Here is a 23124-nt window from a genome sequence, read left to right as displayed (position 1 = left end):
CGGACTGATCAACGAGTACGAACCCACGAGCCGGAACGCTCATCGCGGGGCGATCCCGGCGAGCGGGACGGCGAACACGATCCGCTTGTCGATCAACGTGTCCGCGGCGTTGAAAGCGTGCTCGGTGGCCGTCCACAGCAGGCCGCTGCCGTGCTCGTAGTACAGGTCCTCCCCGCCGACGGCCCAACTGTAGGTGTTCATGTCCGCGGACCCGGCGAACATGAAGCTGTGCTTGTCGGCTGAGCTGCGGCCCAGGTAGTACTCGCCCTGCCACGTCTGCACGCCCTGGACGTTGCTCTTCGGCGTGGTCACGGCCTTGCTCGGCACGGCCTTGCCAGACGACGACGCGAGTTTTCGGGTGGACGCGTCGACGTCGTAGTGCACGACGCGGCCGCCGTCGATGGACAGGTCGGTGCTGCGGCCGTCCCGGTACTCGCCGACGACCAGCGTGTCCGGCGTCGTGCTGCGGTCCAGCGCCAGCGAGGAGTAGCACAGCGCGTTGGGCTGGGGCACGCACGGAGACGGCGGCGTGATCGCCTGCCGGTACGTCGCCACCTGCGGAACGACGTAGCGGTAGCCGTAGGCGTAGTACTTGCTGCCGATCTTGCCGATCACGTCGTCCTGGTCGGTGGCCACCTCCAGCACGCGTTCCATGTCGAACACCCGCAGGCCGCGCGAGGTGTCCGCGACGTACAGGTAGCGCCCCAGCCACGCCAGGCCGCCCGCGTGGATCGGCACCGCCCGGAAGTTCGACGAACTGGTCGGCTCCACCAGCAGCACGTGCCGGTACTTGCCGCTCACCCGGTCCACCAGGGACAGCCGTGCCCCGTGGTCCGTCTGCGTCCCGGCCTTCGCGGTGTCGTAATGCCAACTCACGGCCATGACCTTGTTCGGTCCCCATTGGCCGTCATCGTCCGCATCGGATGATCCGGTCACGCCCTGAGGCACCCAGTAGGACACCTTGCTGTCGCTGTCGTCCCAGCAGAACCGGTCGCTGCTGCGCAGGATCTGGTTTGCTTGCAACGGGATGTCCGTGCGGTCGTAGTACTCCGGCTGAGCCTGCTTGCGACTGGTGGAGCAGTCGTTCGTGGACCGGTTGGCCGCCGCCAGCACGTCCGACACCGGCAGGCGCGAACCGAGCGTGGACGCGAGCCCCGCTGCCTGCGTGTCCAGTGACCAGTCCGGCGTCAGCGAGAACGCGGAACCGTTCCGTTCGGTGATCTGGTTGGGCGCTGCGGTGGCCGGCGTGCCCGCTGCCAGCAACAACATCGCGACGATGAACCCGAGTCGTTTCACGGCGTCCACGTTCATGCCGTGGGAGTTGTCCAGCAACGGTTTGATCGGCCTGGACAATCATTCGCAGTCGAACAGAGGAGGTGCGGGTGGGACGGCCAGAACGTCCGCTCGACCCGAACGAAGGCCCGGTCCAGCGCTTCGCGTGGGAGTTGCGGCGCCTGCGCGAGAAGGCCGGATCTCCGAGCTACCGGGAGTTGTCCAGGAGGGCTCATTTCTCGTCCACCGCGTTGTCCGAGGCGGCGGGTGGCACGCAGTTGCCGACGCTGGCCGTGACGCTCGGGTACGTCGAAGCCTGCGAGGGGGATGCGGAGTACTGGGAACGGCAGTGGCGGGAGGTGGCCGCCGAGATCCTCGCGCCCGGTGATGAGAGCGCTCCCTATCTCGGCCTCGCGGCGTTCCAACCCGAGGACGCGGCGCTGTTCCGCGGGCGAGAGGAGCTCGTCGAGCACCTGGTGGGGGAGGTGGGGAAGCGGTCGTTCCTGGGGGTTTTCGGGGCGTCCGGATCGGGGAAGTCGTCGTTGCTGAGGGCCGGTCTGGTGCCCTCGCTGTCGTTGCCGGCCGTCGTCCTGACGCCGACCACACACCCGGTGCGGGAACTGACGGCCAAGACCGCGGACCAGCCGGGACTGGTCGTCGTGGACCAGTTCGAGGAGACGTTCACGCTGTGCGCCGACCCGGACGAGCGCGACGCGTTCGTCGCGGCGTTGTTGTCGTGTGACGCCAAGGTGGTCATCGGCTGCCGGATCGACTTCCTGGAGCGGTGTGCGGCGATCCCCGCGCTGGTCACCGCGCTGCGGGACGCGCAGGTGCTGGTCGGGCCGATGACGCCGGAGGAGTTGCGGCGGGTCGTCGTCGAGCCCGCCACTTCCGCCGGGCTGAAGGTCGAACCGGACATGGTGTCGGCGGCGGTGATCGACGCGCACGGTCAGCCGGGCGCCTTGCCGTTGCTCTCCCACGCGTTGCTGGAGACGTGGCGAAGACGGGAGAACAACAGGCTCACCCTGGCCGGGTACCAGGCCAGCGGCGGGGTGTCCGGTGCGATCGCGGCCACCGCCGAGCAGGCGTTCACGGAGCTGGGTTCCGCTGATCAGGCCGCGGCTCGGTCGTTGCTGCTCCGGTTGGTGCAGCCCGGTCAGGGCGCCTACGACCTGCGGCGGCGGGTCGCGCTGGACGAGGTGATGGGGCCGGCGTTGAACGCCCTGGTCACCGCGCGGCTCGTGGTGGTCGCGGACGGCAGCGTGGAGCTGGCGCACGAGGCGTTGACCAGGGCCTGGCCGCGGCTGCGGACGTGGCTCGAGGAACACCGCGAACGCCTTCAGCAGCACCAGGACCTCACGACGGCCGCGCACGCCTGGGACGCCGTCGACCGCGATTCCGGTGCCGTGTACCGAGGTGTGCGGCTGGAGGTCGCGCGGTCGCTGGCCGCGGACTCGCCGGTCGCGTTGTCGCAGCTGGAACGGGAGTTCGTCGCGGCGAGCGAGGCGCACGAGACCGCTGAACGGGCAGGCAGCCGGCGGCAGACCCGGCGGTTGCGCACCCTCGTCAAAGCCCTGGTCGTGTTGCTGGTGGCGTGCCTGGTGATCACGGGTGTCGCAGTGGTCCAGCGCCGTGCCGCCGTCGCCGGGGAGAAGGTCGCGTTGTCCCGGCAGCTCGCGTTGCAGGCCCAGGACCTCAGCGGGTCGCGGCCGGACACGGCGGAAGCCCTTGCCGTGCAGGCTTTCCGCACGTCACCGACGATCGAGGCGCGCGGTGCGTTGCTGAGCACCGCTGCCTACAAACCGCCGCGGGTGTTGCTGAAAGACCACCGCGGTGCGGTGCGGGCAGTGGCGTTCAACCAGGACGGCACGCTGCTGGCGTCCGCAGGGGACGATCGATCTGTGCTGGTCCGCTCGCCTTCCGAGACCGCTGCGCCGATCGCGTTGACCCAGCACTCGAAGCCGGTGCGCGCGCTGGCGTTCCACCCTTCCGCTCCGGAGATCGCCTCTGGTGGTGAAGACGAGCAGATCGTGTTGTGGGACCTGAACACGAATGTCGCCGCGCACGTCCTTCCCGTGGCGCACGGCCGGATCAACAGCATCTCCTACAGCGATGACGGCCGGCTGATGGTGTCCGCGTCGCAGGACGGCACGGTCATCCTGTGGGAAGGCGCTCGGGAGGTGCGGCGGATCCCGCATGCCCTCGGCGAGGTCCACGACGTGGCGCTGGGTGGTGACCTGGTCGCGCTGGCCGGGCAGAACGGCGTGCTCGTGCACAACCGGACCACGGGCGCGCAGCAGGTCTACCAGGACCATCGTGGGCCGGTGCTAACGGTGGCGTTGAGCAGGGATGGCGGTGCGCTGGCCAGCGGTGGTGCGGACAGCCAGGTCGTGCTGCGGGCCGGGGGAGAGCCGAGTTTCCTGCGGCGGCACACCGCGGGGATCAGGTCCGTCGGGTTCGGACCGGACGGCCGGATGCTGATGTCCGCGGCCGACGACGGCAGCGTGCGGTGGTGGTCGGTGCCCGACGGCGGCTGGCTGACCGGGCTGATCTCGCGCACCGGGGCGTTCTTCGCGGCGGGGCTGAGTCCTGACGGGACGAAGCTGGCGGCGGGCGGCGACGACAGCGTGAGCGTGTGGCAGGTCGCCTTGCCCGCGTTCACCGGGCATGCGGTTCCGCCGTTCGGCGTGGCCGTGGCGGCCAACGGCCGGATCGCGACCGGTGGCGCGGACAGGTCCATCAGGATCTGGGACCCGTCCGGGACGCAGATCACCGAACTCGACGCGCCCGCCAGGGTGAAGTCGGTCGCGTTCCACCCCGACGGAACCCTGGTGTCGGCGGGGGAGGACGGCGCGGTCACCGCGTGGGACCTGGAGTCGCGAAAACCCGTGCGCACCATCGCTGAGCACGACGGTCCGGTGACCAGCCTGGTGCTGGCCGGGAACCTGGTCGCCTCCGGCGGCGCCGATCGCACGATCAGGCTGGTGGACCCGGCTTCCGACGCGCCGCCGCGCAACTTCCCGGTCGCGCACACGGCCGAGGTGGAGGCGTTGGCCGTCAGTCCGGACGGCAGGGTGCTGGCCTCCGGGGGCAACGACGGGCGGATCGTGCTCTGGGACGTCGAGCACTCCCGTGAGCTCGCGGTTCTCGGTGAGCTCGGGAACGCGCTGCGGGACATCGCGTTCACGTCCGACGGCCGGACGCTGATCACCGGGGACGCCAGTGGCGCGGTGATCTTCTGGGACGTCGCGGCCCGCCGGCAGAGCGCGACCCTGCCCGGTCACCGCGGCGCGGTGCGGGAACTCGCGCTCAACGGCACCGGAACACTCCTCGCGGTCGCCGGCAGCGACACGGTGATCACGTTGTGGGACACCGGAACCCGCGAGCAGGTGGCCACGTTGACCGGCCACACCGGTCCGGTCAACTCCGTCGCGTTCAACGGCGACACCCTGGCGTCCACCGGCGCCGACCCCCGCGTGATCAGGTGGGACCTCGACCCGGACGCCGTGATCGCCCGCATCTGCGGCGCCCGCGTTGGCCGCTGTTGATTGGCCAGGGCGGTGACCTGCTGCTGGACAACACCGCGACCCCTACGAATGGCGGTGCACAAACCCGTTCGAGGGAAGGAAGACGGATGAAGCGCACCTTCGCGGCACTCGCGGTCCTGGCCAGCACGATGGGCCTGGTGCTGGTGGGCGGCCAGGCCAACGCGGCCCCGGAGTCGCAGGCGAGATTCGAGCTCGGCATCCAGTCGGCGGACGCCGGGATCAACGTCTACCGGGGATCGGACCTGGCGGGGTTCGGTGACTTCAACGCCGACCCGGATGGCAGCGTCCCCGGCGACGCGATCCGGGCCTGCGACTCGCTGGCGGACGGCTGGGGCGTCGAGACCCAGCTGGACGTCAACCCCGGGGCCACCTGGGACACCGACCGCGTGGTCAACACCCGCGGCCACGCGTCGCCGTACTGCAGTGGCTGGGCGAGCGGCAACATCGGGGAGAACACCCCGGTGGCCATCCGGGTCTGCCTGGTGAAGTCCGGCGAGACGCCGATCTGTTCCGGTAGGGCGTTCGGCGAGTCCTGACGCGAACCCCTCGTGGGTGTTCCCTCGCCGGGAGCACCCACGAGGGGTGGTCCAGGTCCGAGGTCGCGGAGGCACTCTTCAGCCGCGGCCGGTGCCGGACTTCTCCACCACGTCGACTGCTTCCCGTCGCGTCGGGCGGGTGCCTGCCGAGTAGTGGGCGACGCCGATCGCTCCGCCGATCGCCAGAACGAATCCGGCGGCCGCGGCGGTGGCGTACCCGGTGCGGACCTGGTCGTCGAGGTAGACGAGCCCGATGAGCGAGGACAGTGCGGTGTTGGTGGTGAACATGACCGCGGTGACCGTGGTCGGATTGCCCTTCTGCAACGACATCGCGAACAGCACCGCCGCCGTGAGTCCGTTGAGGGCCATGGCGATGACAGACGGCTCCAGGACGAGCTGCCACGCCTCGTCAGGGAGATGAAGAGTTCGTGCCGAGATCCCGACGAGGCTGAACGCGATACCGGCGCCGCACGCCAACGCCGCCGCCGCCCAGACGTGGTTGCGGCGCTGGGTGAAGAGGGCGATGGCCACGATCGGAATCGCCATGGCCGCGACGAGCCACCGCCACTGCGGCGGCAGCTCCCGTGCCGGGCCGGGATCAGCGGACACACCGAGCAGGACCAGGCCGACCGCGCCGACACCCAGCGCACTCCATCCCGGCACGCCGATCCGGGTACCCATGAAGGAGGAGATCGCCGCGGTCACGCCGATGCTGAACGCGAGCATCGACTGCACCAGGAAGAGCGGCAGCAGATGCAGGGCCGCGGCCGCGCAGGCGAAGCCGACCAGATCGACGCCGAGACCGAGGAAGTAGAGCCATTGGTGCCGCAGGGCGACCAGATCGAGCGACGTCCCACCGTAGGCGCCCGCACGCCGCACGCCCATCGACTCCAGGATCGAGCCGCTGCCTGACGCCAGGGTCGCCAGCACAGCGAGGACGTAGCCCAGCACCATCCGTCCATTGTGGCATTCGCGGTTCCGGGCGCGCGTTCGGCCTGATCCGCTGGGCGACGGTGGACGTGACGAGGTCGGGGTCGTCCCACATGGGCAGGTGGCCCGCCCCCGGCAGCAGCCGGGACTCGGCCCCGGTGATCTTCCGGCGGTAGCGGGCGGCCGCGTCCGCGGGTGGCAGGACCCGGTCGCGCTCGGCCCACGCCGGCACGACGGGCGCGGCTTCGTGCGGAGTGGCGCGTTCCCCGTGGTGGGTGACGTGCCTGAACGCCGTCCGGCGGGAGGCCGCGGTGCGGAAGGCCAAGGACGCGGACGGATGCGCCAGCCGCGCGTTGCGCACGGTGTTCTCGAAGAACCGGCCAACGCTCCGGGCGATGGGCTCGCCCGGATCCCACCCGCAGGCAGGCGACAGGGCGACGACACTGCGCGCCCGGCCACGCGTGGCGAGCACGATGCGGAGCGCCCCGATCTTCAGCACGTCGAGCTGTCGGTCGAGTGCGTCGGCGATGTCGGCGAGGGTGCGAACGTCACGGGGGAGCGGTGGTCCGCCGTGATGGGTCAGGAGACACGCTGAACCGCTGCGCATTCCACTGCCGCCACCGTCGACCACGTAGAGCGCGGCACTACACACCACCACGTCCGAGTTTTGGCACCCCACAGGCCCGCCGGCTCCGGGGAGAAGCTCCGGAGCCGGCGGAACGGATCAGGTGTGCGTGGGCCGGATCAGCACTCGCGCAGTTCGGACACGTACGCGGCCCTGCCGAGCTTGGACTCGCCGTGGTAGCCACCGGGCTCCAGCGTGAAGCACTCGCCGTCGTCGGCCCAGGCCCAGATGAATCGCATCCGGTAGGTGCCCAGGCAGCTGCTGCGGACGTTGGCGTACGAGCGCACCGGGGTCTTGGTCGTCTCGCCCTCGGTCAGCTTGACGCAGGTCGGGATCGACTGGACCGCCACCGGGGCGGCGGAGGCACCCGTGGTGAGTCCCGCCAGCGCGAGTGCGGCACCTGACACGGCCACCGCCACCCGCATGGTGCCCGCCATGGGCTTGTCAGTCTTCGGCATCGACATCGACATCTTCCTTCCTGGAAGTCGTTCGGAACGATGCCGATCTTGCGGGCCGCCGTCCTCCTCGCGTCCTCGCGCCGTCCTCGTCACTGGTCAGATCACTATGCTCGGCTTCGGGGGAGAGGGAGCCGATGGAGTTCTGCGTGCTCGGGCCGCTGGAGATCTGGACGGAACAGGGGAGGCTCGCGCTACCGGGAATCCGGCACCACCGCGTGCTGGTGGCGTTGCTGCTCGCACCGAACTCGGTGGTGCCGGTGGCGAAACTGATCGACGCCACCTGGGACGACGAGCCGCCGGTCACCGCCACGAAGCAGATCCAGAACAGCGTCTCCGCGTTGCGCGAGCGGCTGGGCGACGCCGGGCAGCGGGTCATCGTCACCGAGGGGCCCGGCTACCGGATCAACGTCCGGGAGGACCAGCTCGACCTGCTGCGCTTCGGCAGGGGAATCGACGAGGCACATCGGCTCGCGGAGAAGGGCGCACTGCGTGACGGCGTCCGTGAGATCCAGGCCGCGCTGAAGCTGTGGCGCGGACCGGTGCTGGACGGGCAGGGCACCGCCACGCTCGCCCGGCGGTCGGCGCGGCTCGAGGAGCAGCGCCTGGCGGCGTTCGAGTCGTGCATCGGCTGGCAGCTCGCACTCGGGCAGCACCGCGAAGTCGTCGAGGAACTGACCGAAGCGGTGGCCGAGCACCCGCTGCGCGAAGGGTTGCACGCACAGCTGATGCTCGCCCTTGACCGTGCTGGACGCCCGAGTGACGCGTTGCAGGTGTTCCAGCGGTTGCGGACGGGACTTGCCGAGGAGTTGGGGATAGACCCCGGCCCCGGCGTGCGCCGGCTGCACGAACAGATCCTGCGCCGCGAGCACCCGCTGGCGGAGCAGGAACGCACCACCGCGGCGCCGCCACCGGACGGGCTGGACCGGGCGGCGGGCGATCTCGCGGTGGCGATCACCCGGCAGTGGACCGCCGAAGCGGAGACGCGCTCGCTGAACCGGCCGGATCCGGTCCCGCTGAAGTGGTCCAGCACCGATCGCGACGTGGCGGCCGTGGCGTCGGCCGTGCTGGGCGGCCAGCCAGGTGTTGGCCCGGAACGGCTGGCGCTGAGCGGGGATCTCACCGACGTGGTCGCGAAGTTCCGGCAGATCCCCGCCCGGCAGCTCGTGGTGCTCGGCGAGCCGGGTGCGGGGAAGTCGGTGCTCGCGATCCTGCTCACTCTCGGCCTGCTCGCGAACACTCCGGCGGACGAGCCGGTGCCGGTGCTGCTGAATCTGGCCTCATGGCATCCGCAGGCCGAACACCTGCATACCTGGCTCGCCCGCCGGATCGTCGAGGAATATCCGTGGCTCGCCGGTGTGGCGGCGTACGGCAAGGGCGCCGCGCTGCGCCTGGTGCTCGAGGGCAGGGTCGTTCCAGTGCTCGACGGGCTCGACGAGATACCGCCGGAGTTGCGCGTGGCCGCGATCGACGCACTGGACCAGGCCGTCGCCTGTGGCCGCCCGCTCGTGGTGACCTGCCGCAGCGCCGAGTACGAGCTCGCCGTCCAGCAGACCGGTGCGTTCCTCTCCAGGGCGGCGGTGGTGGAGATCGAGCCGGTCGAGATCGAGGACGCGGTGAGCTTCCTGACCGCTCGGCGCCGCGCCGGTGAGGAACGCTGGCAGCCGGTGGTCCAGCGACTGCGGCAGGAACCGGCCGGGGCTCTTGCGCAGGCGTTGCGAACGCCTCTCATGGTCGACCTCGCGAGGACCGCGTACGCGAACCCCGCTACAGACCCCGCCCTGCTGTGCGACACCGTCCGGTTCCCCGACCGCGTGGCGGTGGAACTGCACCTGTTGGACTCGTACCTGCCCGCCGTCTACGTCCAGCGGCCGGACCCGCCTGGTCAGGTGGAGCGGCCGGTCCGGCGCCGGAACTACGATCCTGCGCAGGCCCAACGGTGGCTGGGTTTTCTGGCCCGGCAGGCGAGACGTGCCGGAGGGGGCGATCTCGCCTGGTGGCGACTGGAGGCCGCGGTGCCGCGACCGGTCGCCGGTCTCTACCTCGGCCTGCCACCGGCTGTTCTGTTCCTGCTCACGGGCTGGTTCGCCGCAGGCCCCGCCATCGGGATGGTCTACGGGGTGTCCTTCGCCGCCGCCGGGTTCGCCGCACACCGCTTCGGCCGCCGGCCAGGGCCGCGGCGAGTGGAAGCCCGCTTCACCGGCACCGCTGGCAGGTTCGCCCGCCGATTCGTGGTGGGGGCGGTGACCGGCGCCGCTCTCGGCTTCGGCTGGTCGCTCCCATCCGGCATGACCGCCCTGCTCTCCGTGGTCTTCGGCCTGGCCATCGGAGTGCACGTCTGGCTCGGCACGCCGCAGGACGTGAACCGGGTGTCGAGCCCTGGCTCCGTGCTGCGCGACGACCGCACCGCGACGCTGTCGTTCGCCCTGTCCTTCACGGTGTCGCTGGGCCTGTTCTTCGCGCTGGCGCTCATGCTCACTCCGGACGAACCCGCGACCGAGGTCTTGGACGGCCGGTTCGACGTGGTGCTCGGGCTGGCGGGAGGGGTCGCCGCCGGACTGCTGGGCTGGTTCCTCGTGTCGCGCTCCGGTGGGGTCGCCTACGGGATCGCCGGTGCGGTCATCGGCGGCCAGGTCTTCCTGCCGGACCCTGGCACGGCCCAGGCCTGGGCGGGAGGCTGCCTGTTCGGGCTCTCGGTCGGCCTGAGCGTCTGTCTGGCCAGAGCCTGGGGGGCGTTCGTGTTGACCCGATGGTGGCTGGCGGCGCACGGCCGGATTCCGTGGGATCTGCTCGCCTTCCTGGAGGACGCGCATCGCCGGGGCGTGGTGCGGCAGGTCGGTGCGGTCTACCAGTTCCGGCACGTTCGCCTGCAGGAGCGGCTCACGGACCGGTCACTCCCGCGATGACCACCGGTGGCCGGTGCGTCGGGTCGGGCTGACCCTGGTCACGAGCGCGCCTGGGTGCGCGGGCCCAGCAGACCGCGGACGGCGAGGTTCTCCATCAGCGCCGTGATGCCGAACGTCCAGTCTTCGGCGTCCTCGGCCGTGTTCACGACGTTCGTCAACGCGCCCAATCGGGGCGAAGAGATGCGGACGACGTCTCCCACCTTGTGGGTGAATCCTTCGCCGGGCTGGTCCCGGTCCTCGGTCGGGGCGAACATCGTGCCGGTGAACAGCGCGAAGCCGTCGGGATAGCGGTGGTGGGCGCCGAAGGCGTGGGAGACGAGGTCCTCGAGCTCCCGGCTGATCTCGGAGACCGGATTCACGCCGTGCAGCTCGAAACCGTCGGGGCCGGTGATGTCCAAGGCGATCTCGGTGGCTTTGGCGTCCGCCAGGGTGAACCCGTCGTCGAACAGCCGGAGGAACGGTCCGATGGCGCAGGAAGCGTTGTTGTCCTTCGCCTCGGTGAGCAGGAGAGCACTGCGGCCTTCGAAGTCGCGCAGGTTGACGTCGTTGCCGAGCGTCGCGCCGACCGGGTTGCCGCGCGAGTCCACGACCAGGACGAGCTCGGGCTCGGGGTTGTTCCAGGCTGAGCGGGCGAGAACGCCGATGTCGGCTCCCAGCCCCACCGCCGAGAGCACCGGGGCCTTGGTGAAGATCTCAGGGTCCGGGCCGATACCGACCTCGAGGTACTGCGACCACAGTCCCTCGGCCTGGAGAACCCTCTTCACCTCCGCGGCCTGCGCGGACCCCGGCTTCAGGTGGGAGATGTGGCCCTGGACGATCGCGCCCACCTTCCGGCGAACTTCCTCGGCCCGCGTGGGATCCCCGTCGGCGCGCTCTTCGATGACCCGCTCGAGCATGCTGCGGACGAAGGTCACGCCGGCGGCCTTGAGCACCTGCAGGTCGACCGGTGCCAGGAAGCGGGGAGCGGCGTCGGCCGGGTTCGTCGTAGCGGCCAGAACCTCGGCGAGCGGCCACGACGTGCCGCCTGGGTGATTCCTGACGATCTCCAGTGTGTCCGGGCGGTCGAGCAGTGACGAAACGGTCGATGTCAGCGGCGACAGGTCGACGACCTGGTCGCCGCGGATCGTCACGACCGAAGGGCCGCCGGCAGACGGGTCGAAGACCCTCGCGACGAGGGTGGCGTCCGCTGCGTCCTCAGGCAGAACGTTGGTGGCGTTGAGTGAGATCCCCATGGAAATCCTTCCTGCTCCTGCCTCGGCTTCATCGGTTTACCGCCGTACGGTCACGCAACGCCAAGTAACCGGCCGAGAGAGCAGCCGCCACCACGGCTCCGGCGCTGTTGTTGAACAAGTCCTGCGTCTCGCACAGGCCGCGTCCGACGAGCGGCTGCAGGATCTCGATCATCGCGCTCAACGCCACCGCCGAGACCAGCACGGCGAGCGGCCGTCGCGTCGCGAGCGCCGCGCACCACACGAGCGGCACGAACACCAGCGCGTTGAACAGCTCAGACACTCCGTGCAAGGAGAAGCCGTTGAGGAGGCAGAACTGCGTGCCGACCAACGCCCAGCCCGGTTGGGACCGCGAGAACGTCAGAGCGAGCACGAGGCCGAGGAAGATCCCCGCGAACACGGAGGAAACCGGCCGCCACCCGAACCTCCGTGCCGCGAACCACGCGCTCGCGCCCAGCACCACCGCTCCGACCACCACGCCGCCCGCGGTCAGCGGATCCGAGAACACGAAGAGGATGGCGTCCAGTGCCCACCGCACCTGATCCAGCACAGCTCAGAACCCCTCGCCCCACAACGGAATCCGATGTGGCGAAGCCTACTGGGCAGCGGGCCGCCGCCGGGTCGGTCGGAAAAGCAACGAGATCATGGTTGTTGAGGCGGCAAGGGGATGCTAGCTGTCAAGCGTTTGAGTTGACTGAGAGGGTTGTAAGGTCGCGGCATGACGCGGGATGACGATGAGCCGGTCGGTGCCGATGCGCCCAACCGGCTGCTGTGGGCGCTGCGCCGGGCCGAGCTAGGAGCACGGGCCCTCAAGGAGCAGCGGTTGCGCCCGCTGGGCCTGGCGACCGCGCACTACTCCCTGCTGATGTCGGTCCACAGCGAACCCGGCCTCACCGGCGCCGAACTGGCCCGCCGGCTGGACGTCACCCCGCAGGCGGTGGCTTCGCTGGTCACGAGGCTGGTCGACAAGGGGCAGCTGGAGCGTCAGCCGCATCCCCGCCACCGGCACGTCCAGGAGCTGCATCTCACCGACATCGGCCGCGAGGTGCTGATGTCCGCCGACGTTGTGGTCGACTCGATTGAGCAGCAGATCACCGAACGACTCGGTCCCGACGACGCCGCACGGCTCACCGCGCTGCTCGAAGAGGTGATCGACGCGGTCCGCGAGACGAAGCCCGCAGTTGAGGCGCCGGGGTCAGGGGCGCAGTAGGGTTTTGACGGCGCGGCGCTCGTCCATGGCGCGGTAACCCTCGTTGACCTGACCGAGGGGTAGTTCCAGGTCGAATACCTTCCCCGGGTTCATCTGGCCGGTGAGCACCCGGTTGACGAGGTCGGGCAGGAACCGGCGCACCGGAGCGGGGCCACCACGTAGCCCGACGTGGGAGTAGAACAGCCGCTCGCCGGAGATGCTCACGTCGTGTGGAACGCCGACGAAGCCGACGTTGCCGCCTGGTCGGGTCGAGTTCAGCGCCTGCTGCACGGCTTCGTCGGTGCCGACGCACTCCAGCACCGCGTCGGCACCGACGCCGGTCAGTTCTTTCAGCCGGGCCACCCCGGCGTCGCCGCGTTCGGTGACGATGTCGGTGGCGCCGAACTCGATGGCCAGTGTCTGCCGGGTTTCGTGACGGCTCATCGCGATGATCCGCTCCGCGCCGAGCTGCCGGGCGGCCAGCACTCCGCACAGGCCGACCGCACCGTCACCGACCACGGCGACGGTGCTGCCGGGCTTGACCTCGGCGGCCACGGCGGCGTACCAGCCGGTGCCCATCACGTCGGACAGGGCGAGCAGGCTGGGGACGAGCTCGTCGCCGGGCCGGTCGGGGGTGGCGACAAGGGTGCCGTCCGCCAGCGGGATGCGGACCGCCTCGGCCTGGCAGCCACCGACGAACTCGCGGTGCGTGCAGGAGGTCTGGTAGCCGGCTCGGCAGTGCGGGCAGGTGTTGTCGGAGGCGAAGAACGAGCCGATGACGAACTGGCCGGGCCTGATCGTGCGCACGTCGCGGCCGACTTCCTCGACGACGCCGACGTACTCGTGTCCGATCGGGTGGGGCTCGGTGACCGGGTTGATGCCCCGGTAGTCCCAGAGGTCCGAGCCGCACACGCAGGTCGCGGACAGGCGGATGACCGCGTCGGTCGGTTCGATGATCGTCGGGTCGGGAAGTTCCTCGATGCGAACGTCCCCTGGAGCGTGGATGACGGCTCCGCGCAAGGTGATGCTCCTATGTCCGGCGTAGTGGGATTGTCTGTTGTGGACGGATCGGGGTCAGCTGGTGTGGAACAGCTGTTTGGCGACCGCCATCGCGGACATGGCCTTGGGCCAGCCCGCGTAGAACGCCAGGTGCGTGATGGCTTCGATCAGTTCCTGCTCGGTCACGCCGTTGTCCTTGGCTCGGCCGAGGTGGTGGACGAGTTGCTCGGTGGCACCGCTGGTGACGAGGCCTGCCACGGTGATCAGGCTGCGATCACGTGGCGAGAGCTCCGTGCGTTCCCACACCTGTCCGAACAGGACGTCGTCGGTGAAACTCACCAGTGCCGGTGCGAAGTCTCCGAACATCTGCTGCGCGCCGGACGGTTCCTTGTCTGTCATGTGATGGTGTCCTTGTCTTCTGAGTCGGGTCAACGCGTGGTGGTGCCACAGCGGCATCGTCTGCGGTGAACGGGCACACTGGGGGACATGAACAGCGACAACGGCCGGTTGAAGGACCTGGGGGAGTTCCTGCGGGCGCGGCGGGGCGAGCTGAGCCCGCAGGCCGTCGGGCTGCCCGCCGGTCCTGTCGCCCGGCGGGTGCCGGGCTTGCGCCGGGAGGAGGTGGCGCGGCTCGCGGCGATCAGCACCGACTACTACCGGCGGCTGGAGCAGGGGCGGATGGCCGCGTCGGGGCCGGTGCTGGACGAGTTGGCCCGAGTGCTGCGGCTCACCGACGACCAGCGGGTCTACCTGTTCGAGCTGGCCGGGAAGCCCTCCGGCAAGGCGCGTGCCCGGTCGGCCCAGGTGATCAGTCCGCAGCTGCGCCGGCTGCTCGACCAGTTGCCGGAGGCGGCCGCCCTGGTCCTGGGCAGCGGCATGGACATCATCGCCTGGAACCGCCTGGCGGCCGCGCTGATCACCGACTTCGCCCAGATCCCTGAAGAGCGGCGCAACTACGTGCGAATGGTGTTCACCGACCCCGCGATGCGCACGCTCTACCCCGACTGGGCGGACGTCGCCCGCAAGGCGGTGACCAACCTGCACATGGACGCCGCCCTGCACCCGGACGACCCGCGGCTGGCCGAGCTGGTCCTCGAACTGTCCACTCAGGACGCCGACTTCCGGAAGTGGTGGCGCGGTCAGCACGTCGAGGGCAAGGGGCAGGGCACGAAACGGTTCCACCACCCGCTCGTAGGTGACCTCACGCTCGACTGGGACACGCTGATCTGTGACACGGCTCCGGACCAGCACGTGATCGTGCTGACCGCGCAGCCGGGCACCCCGTCGCACGACGCGCTGCGCATCCTGGCGTCCTGGGCCGGCGAGCACGTGCCGGCGGCCGGCACGGGTGACGGGGGACCGCTCGCCGCCGCGCGGCCACTGCGATAGGTGTCCATGTTCGCCGGTCATGTCGATGGTCAGCTCAGGGTCTTCACCAGCCTGTGGGCCAGCGGGACGGCAGAGGCCGGGTTCTGTCCGGTGTGGAGGGTGCGGTCCACCTCCACGTGAGGCGCGAAGGGGTCGCCCTCGCGGTAGTCCGCCCCCAGGTCGCCGACCAACCGGTCCTGCAGCAGCCACTTCGCCCTGTCCGCCAGGCCGTTCAGCTTTTCCTCTGCGTTGCTCAGGCCGGTGAGACGGTAGCCTGCGAACGGGGACTTCCCGGCACCGTCCACAGTGGCCAGCAGTGCCGCGGGACCGTGGCAGACCAGGGCCAGCGGTTTGCCCGAGGCCAGCCAGTCGGTCAGCAGGCGAGCGGACTCCGCGTTGTCGGGCAGGTCCTCCATCGGTCCCCAGCCGCCGGGGACGAACACGGCGTCGTAGTCGTCGACGCGGACGTCCTCGATCCGCATCGGGTGTGCCAGTTCGGTCGCGTCCCGCAGCGCGGCCTTCATCCGCTCCGCGCCTTCGGGACCGCCGTTGAACTCGGTCGCGAGGCTCGCGGGGTCGGCGGTGGGCGGGACACCGCCGGGGGTGGCTGCCGCGATCTCGTAGCCGGCCTCGGTGAACACCTCGTACGGACCGAGCGCCTCTTCTGCCCAGTAGCCGGCCGGCTGTTCGGTTCCGTCGGCCAGTGTCCAGTGGGTGGCAGCGGTGATCAGGTACAGGATCTTCGTCATCGCGTGCTCGCCCCGTTCAGCGCCTGCTGCAGGACGTGGCTGTCGGCGGCCTGCAGGAGGTGTGCGAGCTTGCCGTCCCGGACTGTCCACAGGTGGATGAACCGCGCGTCGGCTGTTTCCCCTGTCTTGGTCTCACCGTGGTAGTGCCCGACCACGAACACGTGGTCGTCGTCGGTGGCGTAGTACTCCTCGGCGTGCGCGGAGAAGGACTCGAATCCCGGCAGGAGCGCGCCGAAGAAGTCGTTCATCATGCTGTCGTAGCCGTGGTAGACCCCGCCGAACGGGAAGCCCGGCGTGATGTCCCAGACGATGTCCGGCGACATGATCTCCTTGGTCACGGCCGGATCGGCGTTCGAGTCGTACAGCCTGCGGGCGAGTGCGATGGTGGATGGTTCAGACACGCGTGTTTCCTTTGTGGACGTTGTGGATCGGTTGATCGATGACCTGCTGTCGTCAGCCTCGCAGTGAGTCGGTCGGAAAGCTCGTCGCGTGAGGGGGAGGGTTTTCTCCCCTGCAGGACCACCGTCGCGAATGGAACTCTCGCTCTGTCACAGGAGAGGGAGGCACATGCCCGGTCTCGAACTCGTCGTGCTGCTCGGTCTGGCGGTGCTGGTGGGTCGGATTGCGAGCGCCCGGTTCGGGATCGCCCCGCCGATCACACTGCTGGCCGCCGGCGTGCTGCTCGGTTTCGGGCCGGCGCTGCGGGCCGTGCACCTGCCGCCGGAGCTGGTGCTGCTCCTGTTCCTGCCGGTGCTGCTGTACTGGGAGAGCCTGAACACCTCGCTGCGGGAGATCCGCGCCAACCTGCGCGGCATTGTGCTGTTGAGCACGACCCTGGTGATCGCGACGGCGTCGGTCGTCGCGGTCGTGGCGCACGCGCTGGGCCTACCGTGGGGACCGGCGTGGGTGCTCGGCGCGGCCGTCGCACCGACCGACGCCACCGCGGTCGGTGTGGTCGCCCGGTTGCTGCCCAGGAGCCAGGTCACGGTGCTGCGGGCGGAAAGCCTGGTCAACGACGGCACCGCGCTGGTGATCTACGGGTTGGCGGTCGGCGTCACGGTCGGCGAGGAGCAGTTGGGTGCGGCGCACGTGGGCTGGCTGTTCCTGCTCGCCTACGTCGGTGGGGCCGCGGTGGGGGCGGTGACCGGCTGGGTCGCGGCGCTGGTGCGCCGCCGCCAGGCCGACCCGCTGACCGGGCAGGTCACCATGGTGCTGATCCCGTTCACCGCGTTCCTGCTCGCCGAGGCGATCCACGCGTCGGGCGTGCTGGCCGTGGTGGTGTCCGGGCTGATCATGAGCCAGGCCGCGCCACGGGTGGTGCGTGCCGAGATGCGCGTGCAGGCGCAGGCGTTCTGGACGGTCGCCACGTTCCTGCTCAACGCCGCCCTGTTCGTCCTGGTCGGGCTGGAGCTCCAGTCCGCCGTGCGCGGCCTGACCAGCACCGGCCTGCCGCGTGCGCTGACGATGGTCGTCGCGGTCACGGCGGTGGTGGTCGCCGTGCGGTTGGTGTTCCTGTTCACGGTGCCGTACGTGGTCCGCCTGCTTGATCGACGACAGGGCGTGCGTCATGGCGACCACCGTCCCCGGCTGGTCAGCGCGTTCGCCGGCTTCCGGGGCGCGGTGTCGCTGGCCGCCGCGCTCGCCGTCCCCGAACAGCTCGCCTCCGGTGAGCCGTTCCCGAACCGGGACATGATCGTGTTCGTGACCGGCGGGGTCATCGTGCTCACCCTGCTCCAGGGCCTGCTGCTGCCCGCGGTCGTGCGATGGGCCCGGTTGCCGCGTGACATCGCTGTGGAGAACGAACATCACCTCGCCGAGACCCGCGCCACCGAGGAAGCCCTGCACGCCATGCCCCACCTCGCCGCCGGCCTCGGCACCGACCCGGACGTCGTCGATCGCCTGAGCCGCGAGCTCGACAAGCGACTCCAGCTCCTGCGGGCCCACGGCGAAGGTGCCGCAGACCATCCGGCCGTGCGCCACGACGAGCACTACACCTCGCTGTACCGGGCGTTGATCGCCCACAAACGCGCCACCGTCGTGCGCTTGCGCGACGAACGCCGCATCGACGACACCGTGCTGCGCCAGGTGCAGGCCGGGCTCGACCTCGAAGAGGTCCGGCTGTCCCCGAACGGACTGGTGGAATGACCGGCTTGATCGACGTTCACGCTCACTTCGTCACCGATTCCTATGTGCGCCAAGCAATCGCGGCCGGCCACGTTCATCCCGACGGGATGGACCGGTGGCCCACCTGGTCGGTCGAGGCGCACCTGGAGTTGATGGACCGCCACCGCATCCAGACCGCCCTGCTGTCGATGTCCTCGCCCGGCGTGCACTTCGGTGACGACGCGGCTGCCCGCCGGCTCGCCCGCGAGGTCAACGAGGACGCCGCTCGTCTTGCCGCCGACCACCCGGCGAGGTTCGGCTTCTTCGCGTCCCTCCCACTGCCCGATGTGGACGGAGCTCTCGCCGAGATCGCCTACGCCGTCGACGACCTCGGCGCGGACGGCGTGGTGCTGATGACGAACACCGGCGGGACGTACCTGGGGGACAGGCGTCTGGAGCCGGTCTTCGCCGAACTGGACCGCCGCCGGGCCGTCGTCTTCCTGCACCCCACGTCTCCGGTGGGCTGGGAACAGTCGACGCTCGGACGGCCGCGGCCGATGGTCGAGTACATCTTCGACACCGCGCGGACGGTGACGGATCTGCTGATGTCGGGTGTGTTCGTCCGCTTTCCGGATCTACCGGTGATCGTTCCGCACTGCGGCGGCGCGTTGCCCGTTTTGGCCGACCGCGTCAACGAGTTCATGACGCAGTTCCTCGGCACGCAGGAGGCGGGCCGCACATCTGACGCGGTGGCGCAGCTTCGGCGGCTCCACTACGACATCGCCGGCCCGGCCTTTCCCCGTCAGGTTCCCGCCCTGCTCGAACTCGCAGACCTCGACCGGCTGCTGTTCGGCAGCGACTACTGCTGGACCCCGCCCTCGGCCGCCGACCGCCACATCGCGGCCATCGACGCCGTGACACCGCCGGTCGACGGTGCCACCTGGCGGTCGCTGACGACAGCCAACGCACGGCGCCTGTTCCCGCGGCTCACCCGATGAGACGACATGTCGGCCGTGGGTCAGGCGGTTTGGTAGTGGGGCGCCAGGCTCGGGCGGTTCCCGCTCGTGAGGAGCGCGCGTTCGCTCGTCTGGAACCGGTCGAGTGCCTCGGGGTCGGCCAGTCCCGGAATGCACACGGTCTCTCCGCGTTCGATGGCGATCGCGGTGGCCAGTGCGACGTCTTCCGCGGACATGGTGTCCGACTGGTCCTGGTGAGCGCCGTTGTTCCATTCGGTGGCCACCCGAGGGGGACAGACCACGGTGGCGCTGACGCCGGTGCCGGTCAGTTCGGCGGCGAGGGTCCGGGTGAACGCGACCGTGGCGGACTTCGCTGCCACGTAGAGGGTGCGAGCGGGCATCGCGGGCGCGTTGACACCGCCACTGAAGGCCAGCATGGAGGCGACCGTGGCGATGCTGCCGGTTCCCGCGGACAGCATCGTCGGCAGTGCGGCATGCGCGAGGCTGATCGGCGCGGTCGCGTTGAGCCGCCACAGCCCGTCGAGGTCGTCGGCCGGCACGTCCGACAGTCGTGCGTAGCCGGCCGTACCGGCATTGGCGACGAGCAGCCGGATGTCACCAGCCGCGGCCCTGGCTGTCGCGAGAGCCAGTCCGTCCGGGGTGGCGAGGTCGACCGGGAGCACCTCCGCGGTCGCGCCGAGGCGTTCGATCTCCGCGGCCATCTGATCGAGGCGATCGCGTCGGCGGGCGAGCAGGACCAGGTCGTAGCCGCGGGTGGCCAGGATCCGCGCTAGCGCGGCGCCGATGCCGCTGCTGGCTCCTGTGATCAGGGCGAGAGGTCGTGTTGACATGACGCCAGACTATCAAGTGCTTGATAGTCTGTGAACGCTTGACTGGGTTAAAGTGCCTGCGATTGGAGGAGGAGCATGACGCACATCCGAACCCTCGGCCAGGGTTTGCGAGTCTCGGCCATCGGTCTTGGCGCCATGGGCATGTCCCAGAGCTACGGGCCCAACCCCGGCGACCGCGACGCCATGATCGCCGTGCTGCGTGGCGCAGTGGAGCGCGGTGTCACGTTCTTCGACACCGCGGAGGTGTACGGGCCCTACGTCAACGAAGAGCTGGTCGGGGAGGCCCTCGCCCCGCTGCGTGACCAGGTCGCGATCGCCACCAAGTTCGGCTGGCGCATCGACGACGGCCGGTCCGTGGGGCTCGACAGCCGACCCGAGCAGATCGGGCGGGTCGCCGAGGCATCGCTGCGCCGGCTGCGGGTCGACACGATCGATCTGTTCTACCAGCACCGCGTCGACCCGGACGTGCCGATCGAGGACGTCGCCGGTGCCGTCGGCGAACTCGTCCAGGCCGGCAAGGTGCGTCACTTCGGGCTGTCGGAGGCCGCGGCGGACACCATCCGCCGCGCGCACTCCGTCCACCCCGTGACCGCCGTGCAGAGCGAGTACTCGCTGTGGACCCGGGAGCCCGAGCCGGAGGTGCTGCCCACGTGTGGTGAGCTCGGCATCGGGTTCGTGCCGTTCAGCCCTCTTGGCAAGGGATTCCTCACCGGCGCCGTCACCGCCGCCACCCGCTTCGCCGCCGATGACGTCCGTGCGAGCATTCCGCGTTTCACCGCGGAGAACCGCACCGCCAACCAGGTTCTGGTGGAGCACGTCACCAGCCTGGCGCGCGTCAAGGACGCGACACCGGGCCAGGTCGCCCTCGCCTGGCTGCTCGCCCAGCACCCGTGGATCGTGCCCATCCCCGGCACTCGCCGCCTCGAGCGGGTCGAGGAGAACGCAGCCGCCACCCAGGTGCCGCTCTCGGCGGACGAACTGGCCGACCTCGACGGCCTCGCGGCACGAACCGGTGTTCACGGCGACCGGTACAACGAGCACCACATGTCCCTCGTCGGCCGGTGACCGCTCGCGCGGTCACGGGACCAGGATCACCTTTCCCGCCGCGTGGCCGGTTTCGCTCAGTTCATGTGCCCTGGCGGCGTCGACCAGCGGGAAGCTCGTGGCGACGCGGACGCCGATCGTGCCGTCCGCGACGAGCCGGGCGTAGTCGGCGAGTTGCTCCCCGAACCGCCGGCTGCTGCCGGAGAACACGACGCCCAGGTCGAAGGCCCGCAGGTCGGTGATCGTCACGATCCGGCCGGTGCCGCCGCGCAGCTCGATCGACACGGGCAAGGCGTCCTGCCCGGCGACGTCGAAGACCGCGTCGACGCCCTGCGGCGCGAGGGCACGGACCCGGTCGGCGAGTCCGTCGCCGTAGGTGACCGGGATCGCGCCGAGCGACCGCAGGTAGTCGTGGTTGCGCGGTGACGCGGTGCCGACGACGGTGACGCCGCGGGCCACCGCGAGCTGGACACCGACCGCTCCCACCACTCCCGCGGCGCCGTGCACGAGCAGCGTCTCCCCAGCCGTCACCCCGAGGGTGTCGAGCACGCGGTCGGCGGTCTCCAGCGCCACCGGCAGCGCGGCGGCCGTCTCCCAGCCGAGGCCGACGGGCTTGAGCGCGAAGTCGTCGGCCAGGGCGTACTCGGCGTAGGAGCCGGTGACGGTCCAGGCCATCACCTCGTCGCCCACCGCGACTCCGGTGACGCCCGCCCCGACCTCGTCGACGACGCCCGCCGCCTCCAGTCCGGGGATCGCCGGCAGCTCAGGCGCCATGTCCGGCATCCATCCGCTGCGGATCTTGTAGTCCACCGGGTTGACGCCGGCGGCCACGACCTTCAGCCGCACCTGTCCTGGCCCGGTGTGCGGCTCCTCGACGTCCTCCAGCCGCAGAACCTCCGGACCGCCGAACTCGGTGTGAACGATCGCTTTCATTTCCCGCTCCCATGCTTCGGTGATGACTCCATCCTGGAGAGGGACCGGCCCCACCCAGGCTGTCCTTTCGGTCAGTTCGCCCTGAACGAAGGGACAGCCGGAACGTGCACTGCGCTGGCTAGGCTCGAAGCCATGGATCTGATGTCGGCCGTCGAGGTGATTCGGGCGCCGTTGAGCGAGACCCAGATGCGGCTGTCCGCGACCTTCGCCGAGGCGATCCCCCACCGGGCACTCGCCCAGCTGGCTGCCAACTGTCCGTTCGCGCCGTTCAAGACGCTCGGAGAGTCGCCCGGCGCGCCGGGGTCGTCCGTCACGATCGGCGACCTCGCCGAGATCAGGCCGCTGGTGCCCGCGCGGGGAACCTGGCAGGGACTGGCCACCGTTGCGGGCGTCGAGGTGCCAGTGGTGGCCCTGTCCAGCGACGCCACCGAACAGGGCGCACTGCTGGTCCTCGTGCGGACCGGGGACACCCCGGTGCCGGAGGAGGATCTAGCGTCCGCACTGGCGATGTGGGACCTGGTGACCGCCCACCGCGAGGGCCTGCGCAACGAGGCCGCGCCCGAATGGCTGGCCGTGTCCCGGGCCGCCGCGGCCGCCCGTGCTGTGGCCATCTCCGACCTCGGCGACGCCCACGGGGCCACGCTGACCGCGCTGCTCGGCGTCCTGCGCGACCGTTCGCTGAGCAGCGACGACGTCAGGACCCGCGCTGTCGATCTCGCTGTCACCGCGTTGCTCGAGTTGCGTGCGCAGGCCGAACTGGACCACGCGATGGCCGAAGAGCGGGCCGGTGCCGCGTTCGACCGGCTTGCCGAGTCGTTGAGCCGCGTGCTGCGCCCCCTCGGCGTGCTGCTGGAACTGGGCACACCCGGCGCGGAGGAAGGTGCCGACCGGGTGCTGCCGGCCGATGTCGCCGCCACGGCCCGCGCGGTGGTCCGGGCCGTCGTGCACGCGATGCTGGACGACCAGCGGCAGGTGCGGCGGCTCCACGTCAGCTGGAAAGTCGGCGCCGCGGAACTGCGCGCAACCGTGCGGGACGACGGTCCCGGCGCGCTGTCACGCAGCGCCCTCGACGCGCGCCGGGTCGGGGAACGGCTGGGCCCGCTCGGCGGACGGCTCGAAGTGGACGCGCTGCCGGGCTGGGGCACGACCGTGACCCTCGAAATCCCGCTCGGACCACCGGACACCCCACGCGAGGACCCGCTGACCGTGCTGGGCGCTCGTGAGCTGGAAGTGCTGGGGCAGCTGGCCCTCGGCCGGCGCAACCGCGACATCGCCCGCGAACTGCACATCAGCGAGTCCACGGTGAAGTTCCACGTGACGAACATCCTGGACAAGCTGGGCGTGGGCTCACGCGGCGAAGCAGCCGCACTCGCCCACGAGTGGGGTGCGGCCACCTCGCACGCCTAGGGCCTTCACGGTTTCAGCGTCACC

General features: G+C 70.3%; 21 protein-coding genes. 10 read left to right on the top strand and 11 right to left on the bottom strand.

Features of this window, described 5'->3' with window-relative positions; all coding sequences use genetic code 11:
* Positions 1-39 precede the first annotated feature (39 nt).
* Positions 40-1353 carry a hypothetical protein gene (locus tag ACWGE0_RS06500; RefSeq protein WP_452259899.1) on the bottom strand — a complete coding sequence of 438 codons (1314 nt, stop codon included), beginning with the start codon at positions 1351-1353 and terminating at the stop codon, positions 40-42.
* A gap of 29 nt (positions 1354-1382) precedes the next feature.
* On the opposite strand from ACWGE0_RS06500, the gene ACWGE0_RS06495 reads away from it, so the two are divergent.
* Both ACWGE0_RS06495 and ACWGE0_RS06490 read left to right on the top strand, forming a co-directional pair.
* Positions 1383-4820: an nSTAND1 domain-containing NTPase gene (locus ACWGE0_RS06495; protein ID WP_452259898.1), complete on the top strand. Its 3438-nt coding sequence runs from the start codon at positions 1383-1385 to the stop codon at positions 4818-4820.
* Between the two features lie 86 nt (positions 4821-4906).
* Positions 4907-5356 carry a hypothetical protein gene (locus ACWGE0_RS06490; protein ID WP_452259897.1) on the top strand — a complete coding sequence of 150 codons (450 nt, stop codon included), beginning with the start codon at positions 4907-4909 and terminating at the stop codon, positions 5354-5356.
* A 78-nt stretch (positions 5357-5434) separates the two neighbouring features.
* On the opposite strand, the gene ACWGE0_RS06485 is transcribed toward ACWGE0_RS06490, so the two are convergent.
* Positions 5435-6310 (bottom strand): hypothetical protein, encoded by an 876-nt coding sequence (locus ACWGE0_RS06485; RefSeq protein ID WP_452259896.1) that lies wholly within the window; start codon positions 6308-6310, stop codon positions 5435-5437.
* Between the two features lie 97 nt (positions 6311-6407).
* Between ACWGE0_RS06485 and ACWGE0_RS06480 the strand changes: the two genes are divergently transcribed.
* Positions 6408-6881, top strand: coding sequence for a hypothetical protein (locus ACWGE0_RS06480; RefSeq protein WP_452259895.1), 474 nt, complete (start codon positions 6408-6410; stop codon positions 6879-6881).
* 149 nt (positions 6882-7030) lie between these two features.
* On the opposite strand, the gene ACWGE0_RS06475 is transcribed toward ACWGE0_RS06480, so the two are convergent.
* On the bottom strand, positions 7031-7369 hold the full coding sequence (locus ACWGE0_RS06475) for a hypothetical protein (RefSeq protein ID WP_452259894.1): 339 nt from the start codon (positions 7367-7369) through the stop codon (positions 7031-7033).
* Between the two features lie 134 nt (positions 7370-7503).
* On the opposite strand from ACWGE0_RS06475, the gene ACWGE0_RS06470 reads away from it, so the two are divergent.
* Positions 7504-10272, top strand: coding sequence for a BTAD domain-containing putative transcriptional regulator (locus ACWGE0_RS06470; protein WP_452259893.1), 2769 nt, complete (start codon positions 7504-7506; stop codon positions 10270-10272).
* Positions 10273-10310: 38 nt separating this feature from the next.
* Here ACWGE0_RS06470 and ACWGE0_RS06465 read toward each other — a convergent pair whose 3' ends face one another.
* Positions 10311-11504, bottom strand: coding sequence for a fumarylacetoacetate hydrolase family protein (locus ACWGE0_RS06465; protein WP_452259892.1), 1194 nt, complete (start codon positions 11502-11504; stop codon positions 10311-10313).
* A gap of 28 nt (positions 11505-11532) precedes the next feature.
* Entirely contained in the window at positions 11533-12051 is a 519-nt protein-coding gene (locus ACWGE0_RS06460) for a VanZ family protein (protein WP_452259891.1), read from the bottom strand.
* A gap of 168 nt (positions 12052-12219) precedes the next feature.
* On the opposite strand from ACWGE0_RS06460, the gene ACWGE0_RS06455 reads away from it, so the two are divergent.
* Entirely contained in the window at positions 12220-12711 is a 492-nt protein-coding gene (locus tag ACWGE0_RS06455; protein WP_452259890.1) for a MarR family winged helix-turn-helix transcriptional regulator, read from the top strand.
* On the opposite strand, the gene ACWGE0_RS06450 is transcribed toward ACWGE0_RS06455, so the two are convergent.
* Positions 12697-13710, bottom strand: a complete 1014-nt coding sequence (locus ACWGE0_RS06450) for a zinc-dependent alcohol dehydrogenase family protein (RefSeq protein ID WP_452259889.1) — start codon at positions 13708-13710, stop codon at positions 12697-12699. The genes ACWGE0_RS06455 and ACWGE0_RS06450 overlap by 15 nt on opposite strands.
* A gap of 54 nt (positions 13711-13764) precedes the next feature.
* Positions 13765-14088 (bottom strand): carboxymuconolactone decarboxylase family protein, encoded by a 324-nt coding sequence (locus tag ACWGE0_RS06445; RefSeq protein ID WP_452259888.1) that lies wholly within the window; start codon positions 14086-14088, stop codon positions 13765-13767.
* Between the two features lie 87 nt (positions 14089-14175).
* Between ACWGE0_RS06445 and ACWGE0_RS06440 the strand changes: the two genes are divergently transcribed.
* A complete protein-coding gene (locus ACWGE0_RS06440; protein ID WP_452259887.1) occupies positions 14176-15078 on the top strand; it encodes a helix-turn-helix domain-containing protein in 903 nt (300 codons plus the stop codon).
* Positions 15079-15107: 29 nt separating this feature from the next.
* Here ACWGE0_RS06440 and ACWGE0_RS06435 read toward each other — a convergent pair whose 3' ends face one another.
* Positions 15108-15806, bottom strand: a complete 699-nt coding sequence (locus tag ACWGE0_RS06435) for a type 1 glutamine amidotransferase domain-containing protein (protein ID WP_452259886.1) — start codon at positions 15804-15806, stop codon at positions 15108-15110.
* Entirely contained in the window at positions 15803-16207 is a 405-nt protein-coding gene (locus ACWGE0_RS06430; protein ID WP_452259885.1) for a nuclear transport factor 2 family protein, read from the bottom strand. The genes ACWGE0_RS06435 and ACWGE0_RS06430 overlap by 4 nt, the downstream gene beginning before the upstream one ends.
* A 166-nt stretch (positions 16208-16373) precedes the next feature.
* Here ACWGE0_RS06430 and ACWGE0_RS06425 point away from each other — a divergent pair, with 166 nt between their 5' ends.
* The gene (locus ACWGE0_RS06425) at positions 16374-17951 is read left to right on the top strand and encodes a Na+/H+ antiporter (RefSeq protein WP_452259884.1); all 1578 of its coding nucleotides are present in this window, start codon (positions 16374-16376) and stop codon (positions 17949-17951) included.
* Positions 17948-18907, top strand: coding sequence for an amidohydrolase family protein (locus tag ACWGE0_RS06420; protein WP_452259883.1), 960 nt, complete (start codon positions 17948-17950; stop codon positions 18905-18907). The genes ACWGE0_RS06425 and ACWGE0_RS06420 overlap by 4 nt, the downstream gene beginning before the upstream one ends.
* Before the next feature lie 20 nt (positions 18908-18927).
* Here ACWGE0_RS06420 and ACWGE0_RS06415 read toward each other — a convergent pair whose 3' ends face one another.
* Complete coding sequence (locus ACWGE0_RS06415; protein WP_452259882.1) at positions 18928-19716, bottom strand: SDR family NAD(P)-dependent oxidoreductase; 789 nt, start codon at positions 19714-19716, stop codon at positions 18928-18930.
* 75 nt (positions 19717-19791) lie between these two features.
* Between ACWGE0_RS06415 and ACWGE0_RS06410 the strand changes: the two genes are divergently transcribed.
* Positions 19792-20781, top strand: a complete 990-nt coding sequence (locus ACWGE0_RS06410; RefSeq protein WP_452259881.1) for an aldo/keto reductase — start codon at positions 19792-19794, stop codon at positions 20779-20781.
* 12 nt (positions 20782-20793) lie between these two features.
* Here ACWGE0_RS06410 and ACWGE0_RS06405 read toward each other — a convergent pair whose 3' ends face one another.
* Positions 20794-21693: an NADP-dependent oxidoreductase gene (locus ACWGE0_RS06405; protein WP_452259880.1), complete on the bottom strand. Its 900-nt coding sequence runs from the start codon at positions 21691-21693 to the stop codon at positions 20794-20796.
* A gap of 132 nt (positions 21694-21825) precedes the next feature.
* Between ACWGE0_RS06405 and ACWGE0_RS06400 the strand changes: the two genes are divergently transcribed.
* Positions 21826-23100 carry a LuxR C-terminal-related transcriptional regulator gene (locus tag ACWGE0_RS06400; protein WP_452259879.1) on the top strand — a complete coding sequence of 425 codons (1275 nt, stop codon included), beginning with the start codon at positions 21826-21828 and terminating at the stop codon, positions 23098-23100.
* The last annotated feature ends 24 nt before the right edge of the window (positions 23101-23124 follow it).

The sequence above is a fragment of the Lentzea sp. NPDC054927 genome (assembly GCF_053610285.1).
This window is presented reverse-complemented; position numbering and strand designations above follow the sequence as displayed.